We start from the raw sequence: 22,325 nt of genomic DNA, 5'->3' as shown, positions 1-22,325 counted from the left end.
AGTGCGCTCGTGCCTGACTCTGGCCGTTTGATCGCGGGCCGCTATCGTGTCGGGGCGCTCCTGGGCCGTGGCGGCATGTCCGACGTACATGTAGGCACCGATTCCCGGCTCGGTCGCACGGTGGCCATCAAGCTACTCAAGTCGAGCCTGGCCTCCGACCCGGCCTTTCGCACCCGGTTTCGGCAAGAGGCCCAGGCCGCAGCTCGCATGGCCCACCCGACCATCGTGCGGGTGTTCGATGCCGGCGAGGAGACCGTCACCGACGATGCCGGACACGATTCCCAGGTTCCGTTCATCGTCATGGAACACGTCGACGGTCGGCTGCTCAAGGACATCATTCGTGAGGGCCCGATCGAAGCGACCGAGGCCGTACGCATCATCGATGGGGTCCTGACCGCGCTGGAATACTCGCATCGCGCCGGTGTGGTGCACCGCGACATCAAGCCCGGCAACATCATGATCACCAAGTCCGGACAGGTCAAGGTGATGGATTTCGGCATCGCCCGTGCCATCTCCGACTCGGCCACGACCGTCGCGCAGACCACCGCCATCCTCGGTACCGCCGCCTATTTCTCGCCGGAGCAGGCCAAGGGTGAGTCCGTCGATGCGCGCACCGATCTGTATTCCACGGGCGTGGTGCTGTTCGAGATGCTCACCGGGCGGCCGCCGTTCCGCGGTGACACGCCCGTGGCCGTCGCCTACCAACACGTCAGCGAACTGCCGGCGAAACCCTCAGCGCTCAATCCCAAGGTGTCACCGGCCCTGGACTCGGTCGTGCTGCATGCCCTGGCCAAGGACCGCTTCGCCCGCTATCAAAGCGCCGTCGAGTTTCGCAATGATGTCGAGACCGCCGGATCCGGCCAGATTCCCGTTCACCGGGCCGGCGACGAGGTTGGTGCCGGCCTGTTCGGGGCTGCGCCCACGGCGATCACCGGTTCGGCGCTGGCCCTCAAACAGTTGTCCGAAGACCAGACGATGGTGCGCACCCAGCGTCGTCCCCCGGTGATCTGGGTCTGGGCCGGAATCGTCTGCGTCGTGGTCATCGTCGTCGCGGTCATGATCTGGGTGGCCAATCTGCAGCCTTCAGTGGAACTGCCCGACAGTTCGCGCCAGATTCCCGCACTCACCGGGCAAACCTATGACGACGCCCAAAATACTCTCCTCGACCTCGACCTCGCGGCCACGCGTGCCGAAGAGTCGAGCACGACAGTGCCGGCCGACCAGGTTATTCGCACGGATCCTCCGGCCGATACCATCGTCAATCCCTCCGACGTGATCAAGGTCTTCGTCTCTACCGGTCCGGTGCCCGTCGCGGTTCCCGATGTCACCAATCAGCCCATAACGGATGCCCAGGCCGCGATCGAAGCGCTCGGTTTCGTTTCCGGGTCGGTCACCACCGAAAACTCCCCGACCGTGGCGGCCGATATCGTTCTGCGCACCGATCCGCCCGCGGCGTCTTCCGAATTCGCCGGCGATACCATCAACTACATCGTGTCGAGCGGCCTGGTCACCCTCGGAGACCTCACCGGCCAGTCTCTGGTTGCCGCGATCGATCTGGTCAGCGCCGACGGACTCACGCCGAGTTCCAAGCCTGATTACACCTGTGACCAGGAGTCCGGCTCCCCGATTAAAGCGCAGTCACTGGCCCCCGGAGACGTCCCCCAGCGCTCCGAGATCGAGCTGACCTACTGCGCCCGCTCCTAGCCGCACCGCCCTGTCTGCACCGGGCCCGGTTCCCACCCACAGCCAAGCGCGAAGTTAGCTCAGGCGCAACAGCGGGTGCAGGCCCTTCGCGGTCTCCTGGGCAGACGAAAGGCCGGCCAGGGCGAGCCAGTTGCCCAGCATCCGGTAGCCGCCCTCGGTCAGGACCGACTCCGGGTGAAACTGCACGCCCAAAATAGGAGCGGTTAGGTGCCGCAATCCCATGATGACCCCGCCCGGCGTGCGCGACGTGACGATCAGGTCACTCGGCACGGTCGACGCAACGACGGCGAGGGAATGGTAGCGCGTTGCTGTGAACGGTTGCGGCACACCCTCATAGAAATCGCTGCCGTCATGCGTGATGAGTGAGGTTTTGCCATGCATGAGTTCTTCAGCATTGGTCACCGTGGCCCCGAAGGCCTCGGCGATGGCCTGATGGCCGAGGCAGACGCCGAACAGGGGCAGGTTGGCCGCCAGCGCGGCCTCTACGACGGCGATGGACACACCGGCGTCTGAGGGCTTCCCGGGGCCCGGCGAAACGAGCACGCCGTCGTAGTCGGCAATCCGAGCGGCTGCATCGGTCTGCTCGAAGGAATCGTTGCGCACAACGTCGGTGTCCGCGCCGAGCTCCATCAGATACCCGTTGAGGGTATAGACGAAGCTGTCATAATTATCGATAACCAGAATTCGGGTCATGGGCCGTCTACCGTCGCTTCCTCGCTGCTCAGAATTCCATCGATCCACGGATACACCCAGTAGGCCAGCACGGCCAGTACAGCCACCAGCAAAATCAGGACCAGAATGATGCGCACCCAGATCGGTCCGGGTAGAACACGCCACAGTGCTGCGTACATAAGAGCCTCCTAGCCTTGAGCGGCGATGATCGGTGCGAGCTCGGTGGGAGCGCCGGCCGAAAGTGGCTGCCACGACTCAAGCACGCCGTAGGCGATGATACGTTCTGCGGTGGAGTACAGCGGATTGCAACTGGTGAGCGTGATGATGCGGTCGACCGGGGTTCCGTCCGGATAGTTGGGAACGGATGCCAGTACCTGCACCTGCGACGGTGCCACGTACTCGGTATCGCGGTACCGGTAGGTGTAATAGCCGTCGGCCGTCTGCACGTAGATGGCGTCGCCGAGTTGCAGCTCGTTGATCAGGTGCATGCCACCGCCGAAGGCGCTGCGGTGCGCGGCAATCGCGAAGTTTCCGACTTCGCCGGGCATCTGAGTGCCAGCGTAATGTCCGATGCCCAAACGGTTGCTGTTCAAGACGTCATGGCCGGTGCCTTCGGCAATGCTGCGGTGGTAGTCGGCACCGAAACGAGGCACATACAAAACCGCGAACGCCGTGGCATTGCCGGGTGCAGCGGCAACGACGGGCTCGCCGTAGTCCACCGCTACGCGGGCTGCGTCCGGTTCCGTCGGATCAGCCGTCGCTTCGGGGAACGTCGGCGACGTGTCCTGGGCGATCCAGTCCTGGCTGATCTCACTCGCAGCCGAGGACTGCGAATTGGCCATGATCATGTCATTCCACCACAGCTGCCAGCCCAGAAATAGCAGCACGAGTGCACTGGCCGTGATCAGCAGTTCACCGAGCACGCCCAGGAGTGTGACCTTGGCGGACGGGGCTGTACTTGAGCGGTGCCGACGTTTGGTGCCAGCGCCGGGCGACTCCGACCCATCGGGCACCGGCGCGGTGCGATCGTCTGCCTGTGGACACATATAACAAGTCTACTGACCAGAGTTGTGCGCTGCCCCCGCGTCAAAGCCACGAAAACAGGCGGAGACGCTAGGATCGCAGCATGGCACGTAAGAATTCTCGCACCAAGCCCGCCCGCACCGAAGTTGCCCGCTCGAACGAGGACGCGCCCAACGCCGTCTGGTTCAAGCCGGTCATGTTCGGCTTTATGCTGCTCGGCCTGGCCTGGATCATCGTGTTTTACGTCAGTGGCAGCCAGCTTCCCATCGCGGGTCTCGGCGCCATGAATATTCTGGTCGGCTTCGGAATCGCATTCATCGGCTTTCTGATGACCACGCGCTGGCGCTAGTTCGGCCGCACCGCCGAGTCACGAACCGCCCACGCAACGGTCATTAAGCGGATGCTGCCCGGCTGCCGGAATCCAGCAGTGCGGGTAATGACACCGGTGTAATTATCCCCATGTGGATAGACCTGTGGATAACTTCCCGGTGCACCGGGTGGTTAGCTGATCGGGGCGAGCAGGCTCACAATTTTGAGGACTCCGATCACCACGAGGAGAGCGGCGACGCCCGCGATCAAGACGATCTGCAGCCCCTTTTGTGCCGGTCGCCGGGTACGCATGAGAACGAACCCGATGAGTGCGCCCCCGATTATGCCGCCGAAGTGAGCCTGCCAGGCGATCCCCGGAATGAAGCTCACGACCACGTTGATGCCGAGCAGAACCAGCAGCTGCTTCGAATTTCCGCCAAGACCGCGCTGAATGACCAGGAAGGCACCCATGAGCCCGAACAGGGCCCCTGATGCCCCGACGACGTAGGTGTAGGGAGCAGCCAGCACCAGAACACCGATCGACCCGGCGAAACCGCTGATCAGATACAGCGCCAGGAAACGACCACGGCCGAGCATCCCCTCGAGCATCGGACCGAAGATCCAGAGCACGTACATGTTGAGCAGCACGTGAAACGGCAGGCCACCTTGCGAGTGCAGAAAAACACTGGTGAGCATGCGCCATGGCTCAATGAGGGTGAGGGCTGGCGCGTAGGCGAATCGTTGGGTGATCCCGAGACCGGGGATCCATTGCAGGATGAAGACGAGGACGGTAATCGCGATGAGCGCGTAGGTCACCGTGGGCTGACCGCTCCCGGTCAGCCGGGTGAGCACGGCGGGTTTGATGCGGGGTGCGTTCTTGCGCTGCAGTTTCATGCATTCGGGGCAGATAACGCCCACGGCAGCCTGGGTCTGGCACTCGGCGCAGATGGTGCGCCCGCAGCGCTGACACAGAATGAAGCTCTGCCGCCCCGGATGGCGGTAGCAAAAATTCGCCGCCGAGGCCGGCAGATCACTCATTTTGGTCTGAAATACGGGTTAGACGGATTCGACGGAGACGCTCTGGATGATGACGTCTTCCAGCGGGCGGTCGCGACCATCGGTGGCGACGGTCGCGAGCTTCGCGACGATTGCGCGGCTGTCCTCGTCTTCAACGGCACCGAAGATGGTGTGCTTGCCCTGCAGCCAGGTGGTCGGCACGACGGTGATGAAGAACTGCGAGCCGTTGGTTCCGTGACCACCCTGGATTCCCGCGTTCGCCATTGCGAGCACGTAGGGCTGGGTGAAGTCGAGGTCGGGGCTGATTTCATCGTCGAACTGGTAGCCAGGACCGCCGGTACCCTGGCCGAGCGGGTCGCCGGCCTGGATCATGAAGTCCTTGATAATGCGGTGAAAAACGGTGCCGTCGTAAAGCGGCGTGGTGGAGGCGACGCCCGTGGCGGGGTGCTTCCACTCGATCTCGCCGGTCGCGAGGCCGACGAAGTTCTTGACCGTCTTCGGCGCGTGATTACCGAAGAGATTGACCTTGATCGGTCCGAGTGTGGTGTTCAGGGTGGCGACAGCGGTGTGCTTAGACATACACCGATTCTTGCACAGCAACCGTCGCCCACCCTGCTCGACCCCGTGTGCTTCCGGTGCGTTCCCAGTGCATTCGCTGGCAAGACATCGATTGCGCGCCAAGGTTTCAGTGGCAAGATGGGCACTCAGTGGCAAGATAGACACACATTCGCCACACACGACATCGATGGAGGGTCCAGATGAGCCTGTCACGCAAGCGCCGCAAGGAACTCACTCGGCTGCGCAAAAGCGCAGACGAACTATGGAGCCACCAACAAGAGGTATTGGAGCGCGCTAACGTGCTGGCTCGCCAGGCCGGTCACCAGGCCGGCGTCCTCGCCCGTGAAGAAGTTGCTCCGCGCGTTCGCGAGAGCTACGACCACTACGTTCGCCCGGGCGTGAACGCCACCCAGGAAGCCGCCGACGGCGTTCGACGCCGCGTGGTGAACGATGTCCTTCCCGGCATCGGTACCGCCATCGGCACGGTTTTGTCGGTCGGCGACGTCGCGCGCGACGCCCGCGTGCGGGCCGCGCTGGGCCGCATCCGCTTACAGAAGCCCGTCGTGGTCGAACCTAAGGGCGTGGGGGCGGGAACGTACTTCGCCCTCGGTCTGGCCGTCGTCGCCGCTGCAGGCGTCGCCTACGCCGTCTGGCAGACGTTCCGCGCCGACGACGAGCTCTGGGTTGCCGATGACGAGGCTGAACCGGCCACGTCGCAGGAAGACTAGCGCCGCAGCACCACCCGCTTGCAGGGCCCGCATCCAGTGGATGCGGGCCCTGCCGCGTTAACGGCCGTAGCGGCCCGCAGTGACCGCCGCCGCGACGCCGGCTAAGCGGATGCCCAGTCCTGGTAGGGAAAAATCCCCGGAAGTACAAGAAAAGGCCCATCCGTAGACGAGCCTTGAATTGTGGAGCCACGGGGAATCGAACCCCGGACCTCCTGCTTGCAAAGCAGGCGCTCTACCAATTGAGCTATGGCCCCGCTTTCTCACCCTATTTATAGCGAGTGAGAACTGATGAATCTGGTGCTGCGTGGGGATACCGGGATTTGAACCTGGGACCTCTTCATTATCAGTGAAGCGCTCTAACCAACTGAGCTATATCCCCCTGTTGGGCAGATTGAAGACTATCGGAATCTGGCCGGAACCTGAAATCGAGTCACGCCGCGGTGCGGCGGATTTACCCAAATTCGGGCGTGAGGGCTATTTCCGCGGAGAAACAGCCCTCGATCGTGCCTACAAAGGCTTGACTGCAGCTTAGTTGTTGGTGAAGCCGACGAGCAGACCGCCGGTAATTTTGACGCTCAGGTTGTACAGAACGGCATAGATGGCGCCGAGTGCGGTGATCACGACCAGGTTCAGCACGGCCACAACGACCGCGAAGCCCATAACGTTGCCGATCGAGAGAATGGCGGCCAGGTCGGCCGATTCTCCCGCCACGGTGGCGTACAGCTCATCGACACTGGTCAGTACCTCGGTCTGCACGAGCACGGTGTAGGTGAGGAAGGTAGCGACGATGGTGACGATCGCCAGGCACACCGCCACCAAGAACGACAGTTTCACGCTCGACCAGAAGTCGACGTAGACCAGTTTGAGTCGAACCTGCTTGCTTGTGGTCTTACGAGTGGACTTCTTGGCGAGCTTTTCGGCGACGCTACTCATTCGGTGTCTCTACTTTCCCTGAATCCGCGTGAGGAACAGCGCCGTCTGCAGCACTGCTGTCGACCGCACCAGCTGGTAGATCGGCATCCGTCACATCTTCTTCGTCGGTGATTTCATCGGTTTTTTCATCCGTGGCGACCAGATTACGTTCAATGTTTTTCGCGATGGAAATGATTCTGTCTTCATTCGCAAACTTTGCGAAAACAACACCCATTGTGTCCCGACCCTTGGCCGGAACCTCGGCGACGTCAGAGCGTACCACCTTGCCACTGGCAAGTACCACAAGGACCTCGTCCTCGGGATTCACGATCAACGAGCCGACCAGATCGCCGCGATCGTCGTTGAGCTTGGCCACCTTAATGCCCAGGCCGCCACGATTCTGCAGCCGATACTGGTCTGCCGCGGTGCGCTTGGCGTAGCCCCCCTCGGTGACGACGAAGACGTAGCCGTCATCATTGATAACGGATGCGTCCAGCAGCGTATCCTCACCGCGGAAGTGCATTCCGATCACGCCGGACGTGCTGCGACCCATCGGGCGCAGCGCTTCGTCGGTGGCGGTGAAGCGAATCGACATGCCCTTGCGGGATACCAGCAGCAGGTCGGAATCATCTTCGACCAGCAGGGCAGAGACGAGCTCGTCGCCCTCACGCAGCTTGATCGCGATGATGCCGCCGGTGCGGTTAGTGTCGTATTCACTAAGCGCGGTCTTCTTGATCAGTCCATCGCGGGTGGCGAGGGTCAGATATTGGGCAACCCCGTAGTCACGAATGTCGAGAATCTGTGCGATTTCCTCGCCCGGCTGCAGCGCGAGCAGGTTGGCAACGTGCTGGCCCTTGGCATCGCGACCGGATTCCTGCGCCTCGTACGCCTTGGCCCGGTAGACCCGACCGGTGTTGGTGAAGAACAACAGCCAGTGGTGTGTCGTGGTCACGAAGAAGTGTTCGACCACGTCGTCGGCGCGCAGTTGAGCGCCCTTGACGCCCTTGCCACCTCGGTGCTGGTTGCGGTAGTTATCGCTCCGGGTGCGCTTGATGTAGCCGCCGCGGGTGACGGTGACCACCATCTCCTCTTCGGGGATGAGATCCTCGATCGACATATCGCCGTCGAAACCGAACATGATTTCGGTGCGGCGGTCGTCACCGAACTTCGCGGTGATCTCGGCGAGTTCTTCGCTGATGATCGTGCGCTGACGCTCGGGGCTGGCCAAGATCGACTTGAATTCGGCGATCTGCACTTCGAGTTCGGCGGCCTGGTCGATAATCTTCTGGCGCTCGAGGGCTGCCAGGCGGCGCAACTGCATGGTGAGAATCGCGTCGGCCTGAAGCTTGTCCACGTCGAGCAGAGCCATCAGGCCTTCGCGAGCGTCGTCGACCGTATTCGACCGACGAATGAGAGCGATAACCTCATCGAGAGCGTCCAGCGCCTTGAGATAGCCGCGCAGAATGTGGGCATCCGCTTCGGCCTTGTTCAAGCGGAATTGGGTGCGCCGAACGATGACCTCGATCTGGTGCGCGACCCAAGCCGAGATAAAACCGTCGAGGGCGAGCGTGCGCGGCACGCCGTCGACGATGGCCAGCATATTGGCGCCGAAATTTTCCTGCAGCTGAGTGTGCTTGTAAAGGTTGTTCAGCACAACCTTCGCGACGGCGTCGCGCTTGAGCACGATAACGAGGCGCTGGCCGGTGCGACCAGACGTCTCATCCCGAATGTCGGCGATGCCGGCTACTTTGGCGTCCTTGACCAGATCGGCGATCTTGATCGCGAGGTTGTCGGGGTTCACCTGGTAGGGCAGCTCGGTAATTACGAGGCAGGTGCGACCCTGCAACTCTTCGATGCTGACCACGGCACGCATCGTGATCGAACCACGCCCGGTGCGGTAGGCGTCCTGAATACCCTTGGTGCCGAGGATTTGAGCGCCGGTAGGAAAATCAGGTCCCTTGATGCGCGAAATCAGCGCTTCGAGCAGCTCGTCGCGGGTGGCGTCGGGGTTGTCAAGGTACCACTGGGCGCCGGCGGCGACCTCGCGCAGGTTGTGCGGCGGAATATTGGTGGCCATACCGACGGCGATTCCGACCGAGCCGTTGACCAGCAGGTTCGGAAAGCGGGCCGGCAGCACGGTCGGCTCGAGCGTGCGGCCATCGTAGTTGTCCTGAAAATCGACGGTGTCTTCGTCGATGTCGCGCACCATTTCGAGGGCGAGCGGCGCCATCTTGGTTTCGGTGTACCGCGGGGCTGCTGCGCCGTCATTGCCGGGGGAACCGAAGTTTCCCTGGCCCAGGGCGAGCGGATACCGCAGACTCCACGGCTGAACCAGACGCACGAGCGCGTCGTAGATCGACGAGTCACCGTGCGGGTGGAACTGTCCCATCACGTCACCGACGACGCGGGCGCACTTGGAGAACGCCTTGTCCGGGCGGTAGCCGCCGTCGAACATGGCGTAGATCACCCGACGGTGCACCGGCTTCATACCGTCGCGCACGTCAGGCAGCGCACGCCCGACGATGACGCTCATCGCGTAGTCGAGGTAGGAGCGCTGCATTTCCAGCTGCAGGTCGACCTGGTCGATCTTGCCGTGCTGCACGAGGTGGGCCGCAGCCGCAGCCGCGTTCGCTGCACTCAGTTCAGGGGTCACTGCTTCGGGCGTATTCGAGTCGGAGTTGCCCGTGGTGTCATCAGATGTCAAGGAAACGCACGTCCTTCGCGTTTTTCTGGATGAAGTTGCGTCGGGATTCGACGTCTTCACCCATCAGGGTGGAGAAGATTTCGTCGGCGGATGCCGCATCATCCAGGGTGACCTGCAGCAGGGTGCGGGATTCAGGAGCCATCGTGGTTTCCCACAGCTCCTTGTAGTCCATCTCGCCGAGGCCCTTGTAGCGCTGAATGCCGTTGTCCTTCGGGATCCGCTTGCCCGAGGCCGCGCCATCGGCAAGGAGGGCGTCGCGCTCGGCATCGGAGTACACGTATTCGTGCGGCGAGTTGGTCCACTTGAGCCGGTACAGCGGCGGCTGGGCCAGATAGACGTAGCCGAGGTCGATCAGCGGACGCATGTATCGGAACAGCAGTGTCAGCAGCAGGGTCGTGATGTGCTGGCCGTCGACATCGGCGTCGGCCATTAACACGATCTTGTGGTACCGAACCTTGTCCGGGTTGAATTCTTCGCCCATCCCAGCACCGAAGGCCGTGATCATGGCCTGAACCTCTGCGTTACCGAGGGCACGGTCGAGGCGAGCCTTTTCGACGTTGAGGATCTTGCCGCGCAGCGGCAAGATCGCCTGGAACTCCGGGTTGCGCCCCTGAACGGCGGAGCCGCCGGCCGAATCGCCCTCGACGATGAAGATCTCGGACAAGGAGGGGTCCTTGCTCTGGCAATCCTTGAGTTTGCCCGGCATGCCGCCGCCCTCGAGCAGTCCCTTGCGACGAGCGGTTTCCCGAGCTTTGCGGGCCGCCATACGAGCGTTCGATGCCTGTAAGGACTTACGAATAATTTCGCGGGCCGGGTTCGGGTTGCGGTTGAACCAGTCGGTGAGCTGATCGTTGGCGACCTTTTGTACGAACGACTTCGCCTCGGTGTTGCCGAGTTTGGTCTTGGTCTGGCCTTCGAACTGCGGTTCGGCGAGCTTGATCGACACGACCGCGGTCAATCCTTCACGCACGTCATCGCCGGTGAGGTTGTCATCCTTTTCTTTCAGGATGCCCTTTTCGCGGGCGTACTTGTTCACGAGTGTGGTCAGCGCGGCGCGAAAACCTTCTTCGTGGGTGCCGCCCTCGTGGGTGTTGATCGTATTCGCGTAGGTGTGCACGCTCTCGGTGTAGGCCGTGGTCCATTGCATGGCCACTTCCAGCGCCATCTTACGTTCGTGGTCTTCCCACTCGAACGAGATGATCTCTTCGTTGACGAGGTCAGCCTTTTTGGCACGGTTGAGGTACTCGACGTAGTCGACGAGTCCCTGATCGTACTTGAAGGTGTTACTAACGACCGTGCCGTCGTCATCGCGGTGGGCTTCACGCTCGTCGGTGAGGGTGAGACGCAGGCCCTTGTTCAAAAAACCCATCTGCTGAAAACGAGCGCGCAGCGTTTCGTAATCGAAATCGATCGTCTCGAAGGTCTCAGCGCTCGGCCAGAAGGTAATGGTGGTGCCGGTTTCGTCGTTCGCTTCGCCCTGTTCCAGGGGAGCGTTGGGGACACCGTTGGCGAAACTCTGACGCCAAATGAATCCCTGGCGACGAACCTCGACCTCGAGGCGGCTCGACAGGGCGTTCACCACGGAGCTGCCGACACCGTGCAGTCCACCGGAAACGGAATAACCGCCGCCGCCGAACTTTCCACCGGCGTGCAGCACAGTCAGGACAACCTCAACGGTCGAACGGCCCTCTGCCTTGTGAATGTCGACGGGGATTCCGCGACCGTTGTCTTCGACGCGAATAGCGCCGTCGGCCAGAATGCGAATATCAATCGTGTCGCAGTGCCCCGCCAGGGCTTCGTCGACGGAGTTGTCAACGATCTCATAGACCAGGTGGTGCAGTCCGCGCGGTCCGGTGGATCCGATATACATACCGGGTCGCTTTCGAACGGCTTCCAGCCCCTCGAGGACCTGGATATCGTCTGCACCGTATTCGTGCTCCGGCTCCCGCTCCGCCACTATTGGGGATATATCTGGGGACGTGCGTTCGGGCGTCGGTTCAACTGTCATCTGAAAATAGGCTCCTGACCATCGCACGGGCGACCATTCAGTCTACCAAATGAGGCGAGACCAACCGGCCATAATCGCCGTTTGACGCCTTTTGTTCAAGGGGGTGACCTTATTTGCTGGATCACCCGTAGGTATCGCGTGGACCACGCCCTGGAATTGATCTGGGACCCTTTTTCCAGGATGGGGCGTTGGGCCCCTGGAAACGAATCGATTGGATGCCGGCATCTGGGTAGCGGGTCGCGATGTGTTCCATGATGACGTTCCGCATCAGACGTAGCTGTGTCGCCCAGGCAGTCGACTCGCAGTGCACCGTGAGTACGCCGTCATCGATGCCCGCCGGGGTGGAATGCTTGGCGGTTTCTTCACCGGCCAGCAGCATCCATGAAGCAAGCAGTTCCGATTGAGCCAGTGGTGAATTCCAGCCGAGTTGCATGGTGAGCGAGTTGATGGTGTCGCCGAGGCCACGCGGATCGCGTCCAATTCCAAAGGGCACACTCGAACCGGCGGCCGGGGCGATGCGCTTGCGTCCGCGGGTACGGCGTGCGTTCGGATCGCCAAAGATACTCTTGAATCGTAGGTAAACCTGGCTGGCTTCACTGGCATTGGATTCCAGTGAATCACTGCTCTCTGGTGTTTCACGTGGAACATTCTGGTCAGCCATCGATGACCGCGCCGGCGTGAATGTGGATGGTGTGCGCCACCAGCGCCTGGGGAACGTCTTCCAGTACGGCGGCCGTGATCAGAACCTGCTCAAAAGACCCGATCGCCGCGGCCAGTCGGGCTCGGCGGTCCAAATCCAGCTCTGCGAATACGTCGTCGAGAATCAGCACTGGATCCCCGCTCGCTGAATCCTGGCGTAATAGCTGAGCGGATGCCAATTTCAGCGACAGCGCGAACGACCACGATTCCCCATGACTCGCGTAGCCCTTGGCCGGCAGCTCGTTGAGCATGAAGACGAGGTCGTCCCGGTGCGGGCCAGCGAGGGTTATACCGCGTTCGAGTTCACGTTTGCGGAGTCCTACCATGGCGGTACGAAAGATCTCAGTGGTGGAGGATTCCACCGAACCCGGTCCGGCCGCCGAGCCGATGCCGCCGAGCGCAGCCCCGCCGACGTCTTCATCGGCGCCGAGAATGCTCAAACTTGCCACCAAGGCAGGCCCATGGTCTTCATTCACAACGGCCCGATAGGCCGCGCGCAAAGGATCTCCGAGCAGATACACGAGTTTGGCCCGCTCGTCGATAATTTCTGAGCCGAACTCGACGAGTCGTTCGTCCCAGATATCGAGGGTGGACAGCTTATTTCCGCGGAGACCGGAAGAGCGCGCCGACTTGAGCAGGGTATTGCGCTGTTTGAGCACGCGGTCGTAATCGCTGAGAACCGCGGCCAGCCGCGGGGTCCGCAACACCAAAAGTTGATCGAGAAACTTACGCCGACCAGAGGGATCTCCGCGCACGAGCGCGAGGTCCTCCGGGGCGAACACCACACTGGAGAAATAACGGGGCAGGTCACGGGTCTTGATCACCGAGCGATTGACCTGCGCTCGATTCTGTCCGGTGCGGTTGAGTTGTACCTCGGCCAAGATGTCACGACCGTTGTACTCGAGTCGCGCCCGGATGATTCCGGCGTCCTGCCCAGCCCGAATCATGGCCTTATCGGTCGAGACCCGATGCGAGCCGAGCGTACTGAGAAAACCGAGGGCTTCGACCAGGTTCGTTTTTCCTTGACCATTACGTCCGACGATGAGGTTAGGCCCGGCGTTGAATGAAACCTCGGCCGTCGTGTAGTTGCGAAAGTCGGTGAGCGAGAGGTGGGTGACCCGCACCGTCGTTAGCGCAGCAGCAGGTTGGGCTGGAGCAGGTACTTGTAGCTGTCCGCTCCGGCCTGCTCGCGCGACGTCTGGCTGGTAATCAGAACGGGACCGGGCTTATTCGGGTTTTCCGTCTTCGTGAATGAGATGCGCACGAATTCCGAGTGCACTGCGCTGAGTCCGTCGAGGAGGAACTGCGGCTTGAGCGACACGATCGTCTCGGTCCCGGAGAGAATCGCGTCGATGGTCTCCGAGGCCTGGGCCTGTTCGGAACCGACCGCTTCCAGGGTGACTCCGTCAGCGGCGAAGGTGAAACGCAGGGCTGCTTCACGCTCAAGCACGAGCTGCACGCGGCGCGTTGCCTCGATCAGCTCGGCTGTGTTCATGACCGCGTAGTTGTCGACCGTTTCGGGGAACAACCGACGCACCGGAGGAAAGTTGCCTTTGATCAGCAGTGATGTGACGGTTTTCTTGTTGGCGGTGAAGGCAATCAGTTCGCGGTCGTCATTGTTGGTGATCGACACCGAAATGGTTCCGCTGTGGCCGAAGGTCTTGCCGACTTCCTGCAGGGTTCGAGCCGGCACCAGGGCCGTAATCGTTCCCTCGGTGGTGTTGCTTCCGTGGTCCCAGTCGATTTCGCGAACGGCCACACGGTAACGGTCGGTGGCAACGAGGCTCAGGCTGTTTTCGGTTATTTCCAGCTGCACGCCCGTGATGACGGGCGTGACATCATCACGGGAAGCGGCGACGGCCACCTGGGCTACTGCGGCGGCAAATTCTTCGGCGGGCACCAGACCGGACTGGGTGCTCACCTGCGGAATGCTGGGATATTCCTCAACCGGCATAGACAGCAAGGTGAAGCTCGCCGAACCACAACTGACCTTGATCCGGGAATTTTCCGTGGAAAAACGTACTGGCGCGTTGGGCAGGCGGCTGGCGATCTCGGCCAGAAGACGTCCGGAGACGAGTATTTTGCCGGTTTCTTCAACTTCGGCGATGATCTCGGTCTGGGCGGAGACTTCGTAGTCGAAGGACGAGAGTATCAGGCCCGTTGCCGTGGCTTCGATGAGCACACCGCTGAGGATTGGCAGGGTCGTTCGCTGGGGTAGAAGTTTTACGGCGAAGGAAACTGCTTCGCTGAAGACATCCCGATTTGCCTGAAATCTCACGATGTCATTCCTTAGCGTTGCGAAAGCGGATGGTTGGGCCTCAATGCTAGCTGGCTTCACCGTCCGGTTCGGTACCGGGGCCCATCGGTGGCTTCGGCAGTCAAGGTTGTCGGCTAGATCTGGTTAAAGAATTTTTGTTAATCTTCTTAACCGTTGTGGAAACTGTGGATAACTCTGTGAAAACGGCTGAGGTACTGAGAACTACACGTTTGTAACTTGTGGGCGACCTGTGGAAGTTTGTCATTCGTTTGCGCAAGCGCAACTCTTGGTAATTACAAGTTTCTACAGGGAAGCTCCGAGTTTCTACAGGCGACGACCGGTTGTGTGAGTTAATTCCACAGGGTTATCCACAGGTGTGAAAACTAAAAAAAATTCAACCCCTCCGGGTCAAACTCAGCTGAGCTTGCCGTGAGGGGCCGAAAATTTTGCCGTTGGCGCTTACTTGTACCGGTGATCCTGCTTGATGCGGTTGGTTAGTTCAGTGACCTGATTGTAGATCGACCGTCGCTCCTTCATGAGCTCACTGATCTTCTTATTGGCGTACATCACTGTTGTATGGTCCCGATTGCCGAACAGCTGCCCAATCTTGGGCAGCGACAGATTCGTGAGCTCACGACACAGGTACATGGCGATTTGGCGGGCCGTGGCGATGGCCTGCGAGCGACTCGACCCGTACAGGTCATCGACCGAGAGCTTGAAGTAATTAGCCGTGTTGGTGATGATGTCGACTGGAGCAATGACGTTGTCTTCGTCCAGGGTGATGAGGTCCTTCAACACCGTTTGAACGAGGTCCATGTCAACCGGAGTCTTGTTCAAACTTGCGAAGGCAGTGACCCGAATCAGTGTTCCCTCCAGTTCGCGAATGTTGGACGATACCTTCGACGCCATGAACTCCAGAATGTCGTGGGGCACCTGCAGCTTCTCGCTCTGGGCCTTTTTGCGCAGAATGGCGATGCGCGTCTCGAGGTCGGGAGCCTGGACATCTGTTATCAAACCCCACTCGAAGCGGCTGCGCATTCGGTCTTCAAAACCGGTGAGGTGTTTCGGCGGCAGGTCACTCGTGATGACCACCTGCTTGTTGTGGTCGTGCAGGGTGTTGAAGGTATGGAAGAAGGCTTCCTGGGTCTCCGCCTTGTTCTGCAGAAATTGGATGTCGTCAATCATCAGAATGTCGATATTGCGGTACCGAGCCTGAAAGGCCGAGCCACGGTTGTTGGCGATGGAATTGATGAAATCGTTGGTGAACTCTTCGGAACTGACATAACGTACCCGGATGCCCGGATACAGGCTCATGGCGTAGTGGCCGATCGCGTGCAAAAGGTGGGTCTTGCCCAGCCCGGACGACCCGTAAATGAAGAGCGGGTTGTAGGCCTTGGCCGGCGCTTCAGCCACGGCAACAGCGGCCGCGTGAGCAAAGCGGTTGGATTGCCCGATGACGAAATTGTCAAAACTGTATTTGGGGTTGAGTCGCGTCTCGTGTGGCCCCGCGGGGGCAGCACTCTCGAACACCGATTGCGGCGGTGCCGGCGTAATGACGTCGGGCGGGGTCATCGTCTGCTGAACCGGGCGCAACGACTCCTGCTCGAGTTCGGGATTCACGACGACGTAAAACGTCGACACCGCGGTGGCCTCGTCGAGCTGACCCATTGCGGTGAGCAGAGGAACCCGCATCCGCTGATTGAGCATGCTGGCCGTGAACTCGTTGGGTACCTCAAGATAGAAGGTGCCAGCGGCGATACCTTTCGGCTCGACCAGACTGAGAAAGCCGTAGAGCATGGGCGTAATCGTGGCGTCGGACTCCAGGGAGGTCAGAACGGACCGCCAGGTTTCGGCTATCGGCGCTTCAACGTCTGCCATGGTTCCTACAATCTGTGTGGTTCGAAATAACTCTGTTCAACTGTGAAGACCGGCGCGCCTTCGTTCGGGTGGTACCGGTACGTTCGTCAGGACTGGATCAAAGTTATCCACCGCTTGTGTATAAAACCGGTGGAATTCTCAGGTTTAGGGCACCATCCTGTGGATAACTTGTCTTTACGGTAGTCAATCCCGGTCGTGGAGGCTAATTTTGCAGTTCCTGCGCCCGAACGTTCGGTTTCTGCGTTGGAGTCATTATTGTGGAGAATCACTCGATTCGGGCGCTGAGTTTGACCAGACGTTACCGAGGCCGTAGTTTTAATCAGTTGACCCCATCCCGCGGGCTTCCAACTTCTGTGCGCGCCGCTGTTCTGGCCGAGGGGAAATTGGCCAGCGGTGATTCAAATACGTGGAGATTGAACTATGAGCAAGAGAACCTTCCAGCCGAACAACCGCCGTCGCGCCAAGGTGCACGGCTTCCGCCTGCGCATGCGTACCCGTGCGGGCCGCGCCATTCTCGGTGCTCGCCGTCGCAAGGGTCGCACCGAACTCTCCGCGTAAGTTCTCGTGGTCGCCAGGTTCTCGTGCTCGCTCACGTAAATCGCATCACGAGCGGCAGTGATTACCAGGGCGTCGTTCGGCGCGGTGTGCGGATCGTTGGTGCGCACACCGTTTTGTACATACGCAAAAGTGACGGTCGGCCCGGATCCGCTCAAACGGATGCTGTCGGCCCGGTTCGCTTCGGATTCATCGTCGCTAAGAATGTGGGTGACGCCGTGAGGCGCAATCTCGTTCGCCGCCGCCTCAAGGCGGTCACGTTCGAGCTGCTCCCCGCGGTGACGCCGGGAACGGATGTCGTCATCCGTGCTTTGCCTGCGGCGCGCGATGCCGCGTGGCAGACGCTGCACGACGAGGTTCAACGTTCCCTGTCTCGCCCCCTCCCGATGCGAAAAAGCAGCCCGGGCCGATGACCCCCGTACTCGCGACGATTATTCTGCTCCCGCGCAATGTGGGCGTGCTGATTCTTCGCGTGTATCGCGCCGTGATTTCTCCCCTCTACGGGGATGTGTGCCGGTTTTACCCGTCTTGCTCGGCCTACGCACTGGGGGCCGTTCAGGAACACGGACTAGCGTGGGGAAGCGTCCTCGCTGCACGGAGACTGAGCCATTGTCATCCGTGGTCTGAAGGCGGCATCGATGATGTACCTCTCAAAAGCACGCGTCGCTTTCGTTTGACGTCGTTCGGTTTTGTCGTTGCACCCAGCCACGGAAAGGGCTAACCCACAGTATGGACCTCATAGGTACGATCCTCTGGCCTCTGAAATGGGTGGTCGAGCTGCTGCTCGTAGCCTTCCACTGGCTGTTTTCCCAGATCGGAATCGCGGGACTGGGCTACGACGACGGTCTCACGTGGGTGCTGTCCATCGTCGGCCTCGTTCTGGTCGTGCGTGCCGCCCTCATCCCCATCTTCGTGCGGCAGATCAAGAGCCAGCGCAAGATGCTCGAGGTCGCCCCACAACTGAAGAAGATCCAGGACAAGTACAAGGGCAAGAAGGACCAGTTCTCGCGTGAGGCAATGTCCCGCGAGACCATGGCCATGTACAAGAAGACGGGTACCAACCCGCTGAGCTCCTGCCTGCCGCTGTTGCTGCAGATGCCAATCTTCTTCGCACTGTTCTCGGTGCTCAACGACGCCCAGCGCGCCAAGGCCGGCGTCGGACCGCTCAATCAGAGCCTCGCCGAGAGCTTCGGCAATGCCACGCTCTTTGGAAATGCACCCCTGCACGACACCTTCGCCTCCCAGTGGTCGCTGTGGACGGCCGGTGACCCCTTCAACGGCACCGTCATGATTATCGCGGCCACCATGGTCGTGCTGATGACCGCGTCGCAGTTCATCACGCAGCTGCAGATCGTCTCCAAGAACATGTCGCCGGAAACCAAGGCGAGCCCCATGTTCAAGCAGCAGCGCATCATGCTCTACCTGCTCCCCCTTGTCTTCGCTTTCTCCGGTGTCGCGTTCCCGCTCGGCGTCATGTTCTACTGGCTCACCTCCAACTTCTGGACCATGATTCAGCAGTTCCTGGTGATCCGAAACATGCCGACGCCCGGCAGTGAGGCCGCCAAAGCTCGCGAAGAGCGCATGGCCCGCAAGGGCAAGCTCATCGCGACCGATGGTGACATCATTGTGGTTGAGGAGCCCGCCAAGCCGGTACAGCGTCAGCAGCCGGTCGGCAAGGCCCGCGCTAAGAAGCAAACCGGCCCGAAAAAGTAGTGGAGATCACCGTGACGGAAAAGATCGACCTGACCGAGGTCAACAACGCTGAGGTCGATATCACGGCGGCCGCTGCTGTCGAAGGCGACAGCGCGGCGCTCCCCAGTGGTATTGCTGCAACGGATCCGTCCCCCGACGTTCCAGAAACGGGTTCCGTCGCGAGCATCGAGACTCCCCTCACGACCGATCAACTCGAACGTGAGGGCGACATCGCTGCGGACTATATCGAGGAATTCCTTGATATCTGCGACCTCGATGGAGACATCGACATTGATGCTCGGAATGGTCGGGCCTACCTCTCGGTCAAGGCATCCGACGCGGACAACCTGCGGGTGTTGTCCAAGCCAGAAACAGTCAATGCGCTGCAGGAGCTGACCCGCCTCGCGGTGCAGAACAAGACGGGATCATTCTCCCGTCTCATTCTCGACATCGGCGGATCTCGGGAGGCTCGTGAAGCTGAGCTGGCGGCGCTCGTTGCCCGTGCCATTGCCCGCATCGAAGCCGGCGCGACCGAGGCCGACCTGCCGGCCATGTCCTCTTACGAGCGCAAACTTGTGCACGACATCGTGTCGGCGAGCGGATACCGATCCGAGTCGTCCGGCGAGGGCCGCGATCGCCATACCGTCATTACCGCAGCGTAGATTCCGGCCGTTATGTCGGAGTCAGCCACACCGGGAGTGCGCGTGCCCGAACCCCTCGCACCGGGAACTGCCGATCCTGAGCTCGTTGAACTCGAGAAGGAACCGGCGGAAGCTGCGAACTTGTTCGGAGCCCAACTCGACCTGGTCCGAGCTTTTACGGGTAATTTGGCTGATCAGGGAGAAATACTGGGCTTGATCGGCCCGCTGGAACTCCCCCGGTTGTGGTCGCGTCACATTCTTAATTGCGCGATCGTAGCGCCCCTGCTGCGCCCCGGCCTTGTGGGCGACGTTGGCTCCGGCTCCGGCCTCCCCGGCCTCGTTCTGGCCATCGCTCGCCCCGACGTGAACTTCGTTCTGATCGAACCGATGGAACGGCGAGTCGCCTGGCTGAACGACCAGGTGGCGGTGCTCGGCTTGAAGAATGTCACTGTAGTGCGGGCGCGTGCGGAGGAAGCGCGCCTGAAGCATCCGCTTGATCAGGTCACGGCACGAGCCGTGAGCGCTCTCGGTAAGCTGATCCCACTGACCGCTCCCCTGGTTCGCTCAGGCGGGGAGCTCATCCTCATGAAGGGTGAGGGTGCCCAGCGCGAAATTGAAGCCGCCGCGAAGGCCATTCGCAAGTACGGCCTGCGCGATGTCGAGGTCATTACCCTTGGTGCTGGCGTGCTGCCGGAGGTAACCCGGGTCATCCGGGCTACAGTGGACTAGTCCCGAATGCCGCAAGAATTGGTGTTCGGGGGTCCCTTTCGGGTGGCTCATCAACCGTCGAACGTAAAGGTTTCACGTGAAACATCCTGCTGAAGATCAGCGCGTTGCCAAGGCGGCCGGGATCGACGCTGCACCGCCACTCGCCCGCGAAATTGCTGAGCTGACCCGCCGGCGCCAGGTCATTGCTGCCGGTGAACTGCCCAAACCCGAGAAAACCCGGGTCCTGACCATCTCCAATCAGAAGGGCGGGGTTGGCAAGACCACGACCGCTGTCAACCTTGCCGCGGCCCTCGCGCGTCAGGGAGCCCGGGTGTTGGTCATCGATCTTGATCCGCAGGGAAATGCTTCAACCGCCCTTGGTGTTGAGCACCGAGCCGAAACGCCCAGCGTTTACGACGTCATCATTAACGACATGCCCATGATCGAGGTCGTGCAGAAGAGCCCCGAATTCGGTGCTCTGTTCTGCGTTCCGGCTACGATTCATCTGGCCGGTGCCGAGATTGAACTGGTCTCCCTGGTTGCGCGCGAACAGCGCCTGCGTCGTGCGCTCGACCTGTACCTCGCCGAAATGACTGAGCCGTACGACTATGTCTTCATTGACTGCCCGCCGTCCCTGGGACTGCTGACGATCAATGCGTTTGTCGCGGCGCGAGAAGTGCTCATTCCCATTCAGTGTGAGTACTACGCGCTCGAGGGGCTGAGCCAGCTGCTCAAAAACATCAAGCTGATCGAGAAACACCTCAACCCGGATCTGGTCGTGTCGACGATTCTCCTGACCATGTACGACAGCCGTACCAATCTGGCGACCCAGGTAGCCAAGGAAGTGCGCGATCACTTCCCCAAAGAGGTCCTTAATACGGCAATTCCGCGCTCTGTGCGGGTTTCTGAGGCCCCGAGCTACGGTCAGAGCGTCGTCAGCTACGACCTGAACTCGGCAGGATCGCTCTCCTATCTCGAAGCAGCAGCAGAAATGGCCCATCGGGGGGCACCGAGAAGCGCAGATCAGCCCCAATCGAACGAAAAGCCCCACAAGAGAGAGCAATACTGATGGCAAAGAGAACCGGGCTTGGCCGCGGTATTGGTGCACTCATTCCGGTGCAGGATGACGCTTCGGCTCCGCGCCCGGTCGACGTCTTCTTTCCCCGCGCCGTGACCGTTGAAGCGGATGCCTCCCCCGCGCTGATTCCCGTGCCCGGAGCGCGCCTCGCGCACCTCAACCCGCAGGATATCGTTCCCAACCGGGCCCAGCCGCGCACCATCTTCGATGAGGATGACCTCGCCGAACTCGTGCACAGCATTCGCGAAGTCGGGGTGCTGCAGCCCATTGTGGTGCGCCCGTTGCCCGACGAGCCCGGCAAGTATGAACTCGTCATGGGTGAGCGCCGGTTGCGCGCCACCAAGGAAGTTGGGCTGGATATTATCCCGGCCGTCGTTCGCGACACTGCGGACGTGGACATGCTGCGCGACGCACTCCTGGAGAACCTGCACCGTGCGCAGCTGAATCCGCTCGAGGAAGCATCCGCTTATCAGCAGTTGCTCGCGGATTTTGGCATTACCCAGGAAGAATTGGCTAGCCGGATCGGGCGCTCGCGTCCGCAGATCACCAACACGTTGCGACTGCTCAAACTACCGGAACCGGTTCAGTTGCGTGTCGCAGCGGGGGTGCTATCGGCGGGTCACGCTCGCGCCATTCTCTCGGTCGGGGACCCCGCCGGCATGCTGCGCTTGGCCGACAAAATTATTGAGGAGGACCTGTCGGTTCGTGCGGCGGAGGCGGCAGCGTCGGCTGGTCCCAGGAAAATTGTTGTGAAGCCGTTGCCTGGTCGGCGCCAGGGACACCTCGATGAGATCGCCGAACACCTCGGAGATCGTCTCGACACCCGGGTCAAGATTAATCTGGGCGCACGAAAAGGCCAGATCACAGTAGATTTCGCGACAATCGGTGATCTGAATCGCATTCTGACCGTTTTGGGAGAGCCTGGCTTCAGCGCCAGCTAGCTCGTACCGACGTTTCACGTGAAACGTACCCAATCCGTTGGTCAATTTTGCCGCCACCGCGATCGCCATCGGCATCGCGCGAGCAACCTGTTGGGAGAGGGATTTTCGTTGGTCGAGCCTGGTGAGACCGCCATCGTCCTCGCGTGAGTTGTTTGGGGGAATCCCGTTGTGGTGTTTCACGTGAAACAACATCACATCACATCACATCAAGTCATGGCTGTGCAAAGGCATTTTTGCGATG

23 protein-coding genes and 2 tRNA genes are annotated in these 22,325 nt (G+C 60.8%); 11 read left to right on the top strand and 14 right to left on the bottom strand.

What is annotated here, in order from left to right:
* Positions 1–9 precede the first annotated feature (9 nt).
* A complete protein-coding gene (gene pknB / locus E3T41_RS06570) occupies positions 10–1,704 on the top strand; it encodes a Stk1 family PASTA domain-containing Ser/Thr kinase (RefSeq protein ID WP_092448029.1) in 1,695 nt (564 codons plus the stop codon).
* 54 nt (positions 1,705–1,758) lie between these two features.
* Here pknB and E3T41_RS06565 read toward each other — a convergent pair whose 3' ends face one another.
* From E3T41_RS06565 to E3T41_RS06560, 3 genes are read right to left on the bottom strand one after another with little or no spacing between them, the layout of a single operon-like run.
* On the bottom strand, positions 1,759–2,397 hold the full coding sequence (locus E3T41_RS06565) for an aminodeoxychorismate/anthranilate synthase component II (RefSeq protein ID WP_092448028.1): 639 nt from the start codon (positions 2,395–2,397) through the stop codon (positions 1,759–1,761).
* A complete protein-coding gene (locus E3T41_RS17810) occupies positions 2,394–2,555 on the bottom strand; it encodes a hypothetical protein (RefSeq protein WP_166791504.1) in 162 nt (53 codons plus the stop codon). Before E3T41_RS17810 ends, E3T41_RS06565 begins: the two co-directional genes overlap by 4 nt.
* Positions 2,556–2,564: 9 nt before the next feature.
* Positions 2,565–3,422: a class E sortase gene (locus tag E3T41_RS06560; protein ID WP_104132958.1), complete on the bottom strand. Its 858-nt coding sequence runs from the start codon at positions 3,420–3,422 to the stop codon at positions 2,565–2,567.
* 80 nt (positions 3,423–3,502) lie between these two features.
* Here E3T41_RS06560 and E3T41_RS06555 point away from each other — a divergent pair, with 80 nt between their 5' ends.
* Positions 3,503–3,748 carry a cell division protein CrgA gene (locus E3T41_RS06555; RefSeq protein WP_092448026.1) on the top strand — a complete coding sequence of 82 codons (246 nt, stop codon included), beginning with the start codon at positions 3,503–3,505 and terminating at the stop codon, positions 3,746–3,748.
* Between the two features lie 152 nt (positions 3,749–3,900).
* Here E3T41_RS06555 and E3T41_RS06550 read toward each other — a convergent pair whose 3' ends face one another.
* Positions 3,901–4,746 carry a rhomboid family intramembrane serine protease gene (locus tag E3T41_RS06550; RefSeq protein WP_134477797.1) on the bottom strand — a complete coding sequence of 282 codons (846 nt, stop codon included), beginning with the start codon at positions 4,744–4,746 and terminating at the stop codon, positions 3,901–3,903.
* An 18-nt stretch (positions 4,747–4,764) separates the two neighbouring features.
* Entirely contained in the window at positions 4,765–5,304 is a 540-nt protein-coding gene (locus E3T41_RS06545) for a peptidylprolyl isomerase (protein ID WP_092448024.1), read from the bottom strand.
* 179 nt (positions 5,305–5,483) lie between these two features.
* Between E3T41_RS06545 and E3T41_RS06540 the strand changes: the two genes are divergently transcribed.
* Positions 5,484–6,011, top strand: coding sequence for a hypothetical protein (locus E3T41_RS06540; RefSeq protein ID WP_092448023.1), 528 nt, complete (start codon positions 5,484–5,486; stop codon positions 6,009–6,011).
* 181 nt (positions 6,012–6,192) lie between these two features.
* On the opposite strand, the gene E3T41_RS06535 is transcribed toward E3T41_RS06540, so the two are convergent.
* The 9 genes from E3T41_RS06535 to dnaA form a co-directional block, all read right to left on the bottom strand.
* Positions 6,193–6,265: transfer RNA gene (locus tag E3T41_RS06535), tRNA-Ala, on the bottom strand.
* A gap of 51 nt (positions 6,266–6,316) precedes the next feature.
* Positions 6,317–6,390 (bottom strand) — tRNA-Ile (locus E3T41_RS06530).
* 149 nt (positions 6,391–6,539) lie between these two features.
* Complete coding sequence (locus E3T41_RS06525; protein WP_092448022.1) at positions 6,540–6,944, bottom strand: DUF3566 domain-containing protein; 405 nt, start codon at positions 6,942–6,944, stop codon at positions 6,540–6,542.
* Positions 6,937–9,564 carry a DNA gyrase subunit A gene (gyrA, locus tag E3T41_RS06520; RefSeq protein WP_241991056.1) on the bottom strand — a complete coding sequence of 876 codons (2,628 nt, stop codon included), beginning with the start codon at positions 9,562–9,564 and terminating at the stop codon, positions 6,937–6,939. The genes E3T41_RS06525 and gyrA overlap by 8 nt, the downstream gene beginning before the upstream one ends.
* A gap of 52 nt (positions 9,565–9,616) precedes the next feature.
* Positions 9,617–11,635, bottom strand: a complete 2,019-nt coding sequence (gene gyrB / locus E3T41_RS06515) for a DNA topoisomerase (ATP-hydrolyzing) subunit B (RefSeq protein ID WP_092448020.1) — start codon at positions 11,633–11,635, stop codon at positions 9,617–9,619.
* 121 nt (positions 11,636–11,756) lie between these two features.
* Positions 11,757–12,296 carry a DUF721 domain-containing protein gene (locus E3T41_RS06510; RefSeq protein ID WP_092448019.1) on the bottom strand — a complete coding sequence of 180 codons (540 nt, stop codon included), beginning with the start codon at positions 12,294–12,296 and terminating at the stop codon, positions 11,757–11,759.
* On the bottom strand, positions 12,289–13,458 hold the full coding sequence (gene recF, locus E3T41_RS06505; protein ID WP_134477795.1) for a DNA replication/repair protein RecF: 1,170 nt from the start codon (positions 13,456–13,458) through the stop codon (positions 12,289–12,291). The genes E3T41_RS06510 and recF overlap by 8 nt, the downstream gene beginning before the upstream one ends.
* A 5-nt stretch (positions 13,459–13,463) precedes the next feature.
* The gene (gene dnaN / locus E3T41_RS06500; protein ID WP_092448017.1) at positions 13,464–14,612 is read right to left on the bottom strand and encodes a DNA polymerase III subunit beta; all 1,149 of its coding nucleotides are present in this window, start codon (positions 14,610–14,612) and stop codon (positions 13,464–13,466) included.
* A 438-nt stretch (positions 14,613–15,050) separates the two neighbouring features.
* Entirely contained in the window at positions 15,051–16,469 is a 1,419-nt protein-coding gene (gene dnaA / locus E3T41_RS06495; RefSeq protein ID WP_092448016.1) for a chromosomal replication initiator protein DnaA, read from the bottom strand.
* 420 nt (positions 16,470–16,889) lie between these two features.
* Between dnaA and rpmH the strand changes: the two genes are divergently transcribed.
* From rpmH to E3T41_RS06455, 8 genes are all read left to right on the top strand, one after another.
* Entirely contained in the window at positions 16,890–17,027 is a 138-nt protein-coding gene (rpmH, locus tag E3T41_RS06490) for a 50S ribosomal protein L34 (protein WP_010204566.1), read from the top strand.
* Between the two features lie 23 nt (positions 17,028–17,050).
* Positions 17,051–17,437 carry a ribonuclease P protein component gene (rnpA, locus tag E3T41_RS06485; protein ID WP_092448015.1) on the top strand — a complete coding sequence of 129 codons (387 nt, stop codon included), beginning with the start codon at positions 17,051–17,053 and terminating at the stop codon, positions 17,435–17,437.
* Positions 17,434–17,745 carry a membrane protein insertion efficiency factor YidD gene (gene yidD / locus E3T41_RS06480; RefSeq protein WP_092448014.1) on the top strand — a complete coding sequence of 104 codons (312 nt, stop codon included), beginning with the start codon at positions 17,434–17,436 and terminating at the stop codon, positions 17,743–17,745. Before rnpA ends, yidD begins: the two co-directional genes overlap by 4 nt.
* 8 nt (positions 17,746–17,753) lie before the next feature.
* Positions 17,754–18,737 (top strand): membrane protein insertase YidC, encoded by a 984-nt coding sequence (gene yidC / locus E3T41_RS06475; protein ID WP_092448013.1) that lies wholly within the window; start codon positions 17,754–17,756, stop codon positions 18,735–18,737.
* A gap of 164 nt (positions 18,738–18,901) precedes the next feature.
* Positions 18,902–19,378, top strand: a complete 477-nt coding sequence (locus tag E3T41_RS06470) for a R3H domain-containing nucleic acid-binding protein (RefSeq protein WP_233195422.1) — start codon at positions 18,902–18,904, stop codon at positions 19,376–19,378.
* Between the two features lie 12 nt (positions 19,379–19,390).
* Entirely contained in the window at positions 19,391–20,086 is a 696-nt protein-coding gene (gene rsmG, locus E3T41_RS06465; RefSeq protein WP_092448012.1) for a 16S rRNA (guanine(527)-N(7))-methyltransferase RsmG, read from the top strand.
* Between the two features lie 76 nt (positions 20,087–20,162).
* Positions 20,163–21,134, top strand: coding sequence for a ParA family protein (locus E3T41_RS06460; RefSeq protein WP_174775284.1), 972 nt, complete (start codon positions 20,163–20,165; stop codon positions 21,132–21,134).
* A complete protein-coding gene (locus E3T41_RS06455) occupies positions 21,134–22,084 on the top strand; it encodes a ParB/RepB/Spo0J family partition protein (protein ID WP_092448011.1) in 951 nt (316 codons plus the stop codon). Before E3T41_RS06460 ends, E3T41_RS06455 begins: the two co-directional genes overlap by 1 nt.
* Positions 22,085–22,325: the final 241 nt, after the last annotated feature.

The organism is Cryobacterium sp. Hh38 (assembly GCF_004403235.1).
Taxonomy (GTDB): domain Bacteria; phylum Actinomycetota; class Actinomycetes; order Actinomycetales; family Microbacteriaceae; genus Cryobacterium; species Cryobacterium levicorallinum.
This window is presented reverse-complemented; position numbering and strand designations above follow the sequence as displayed.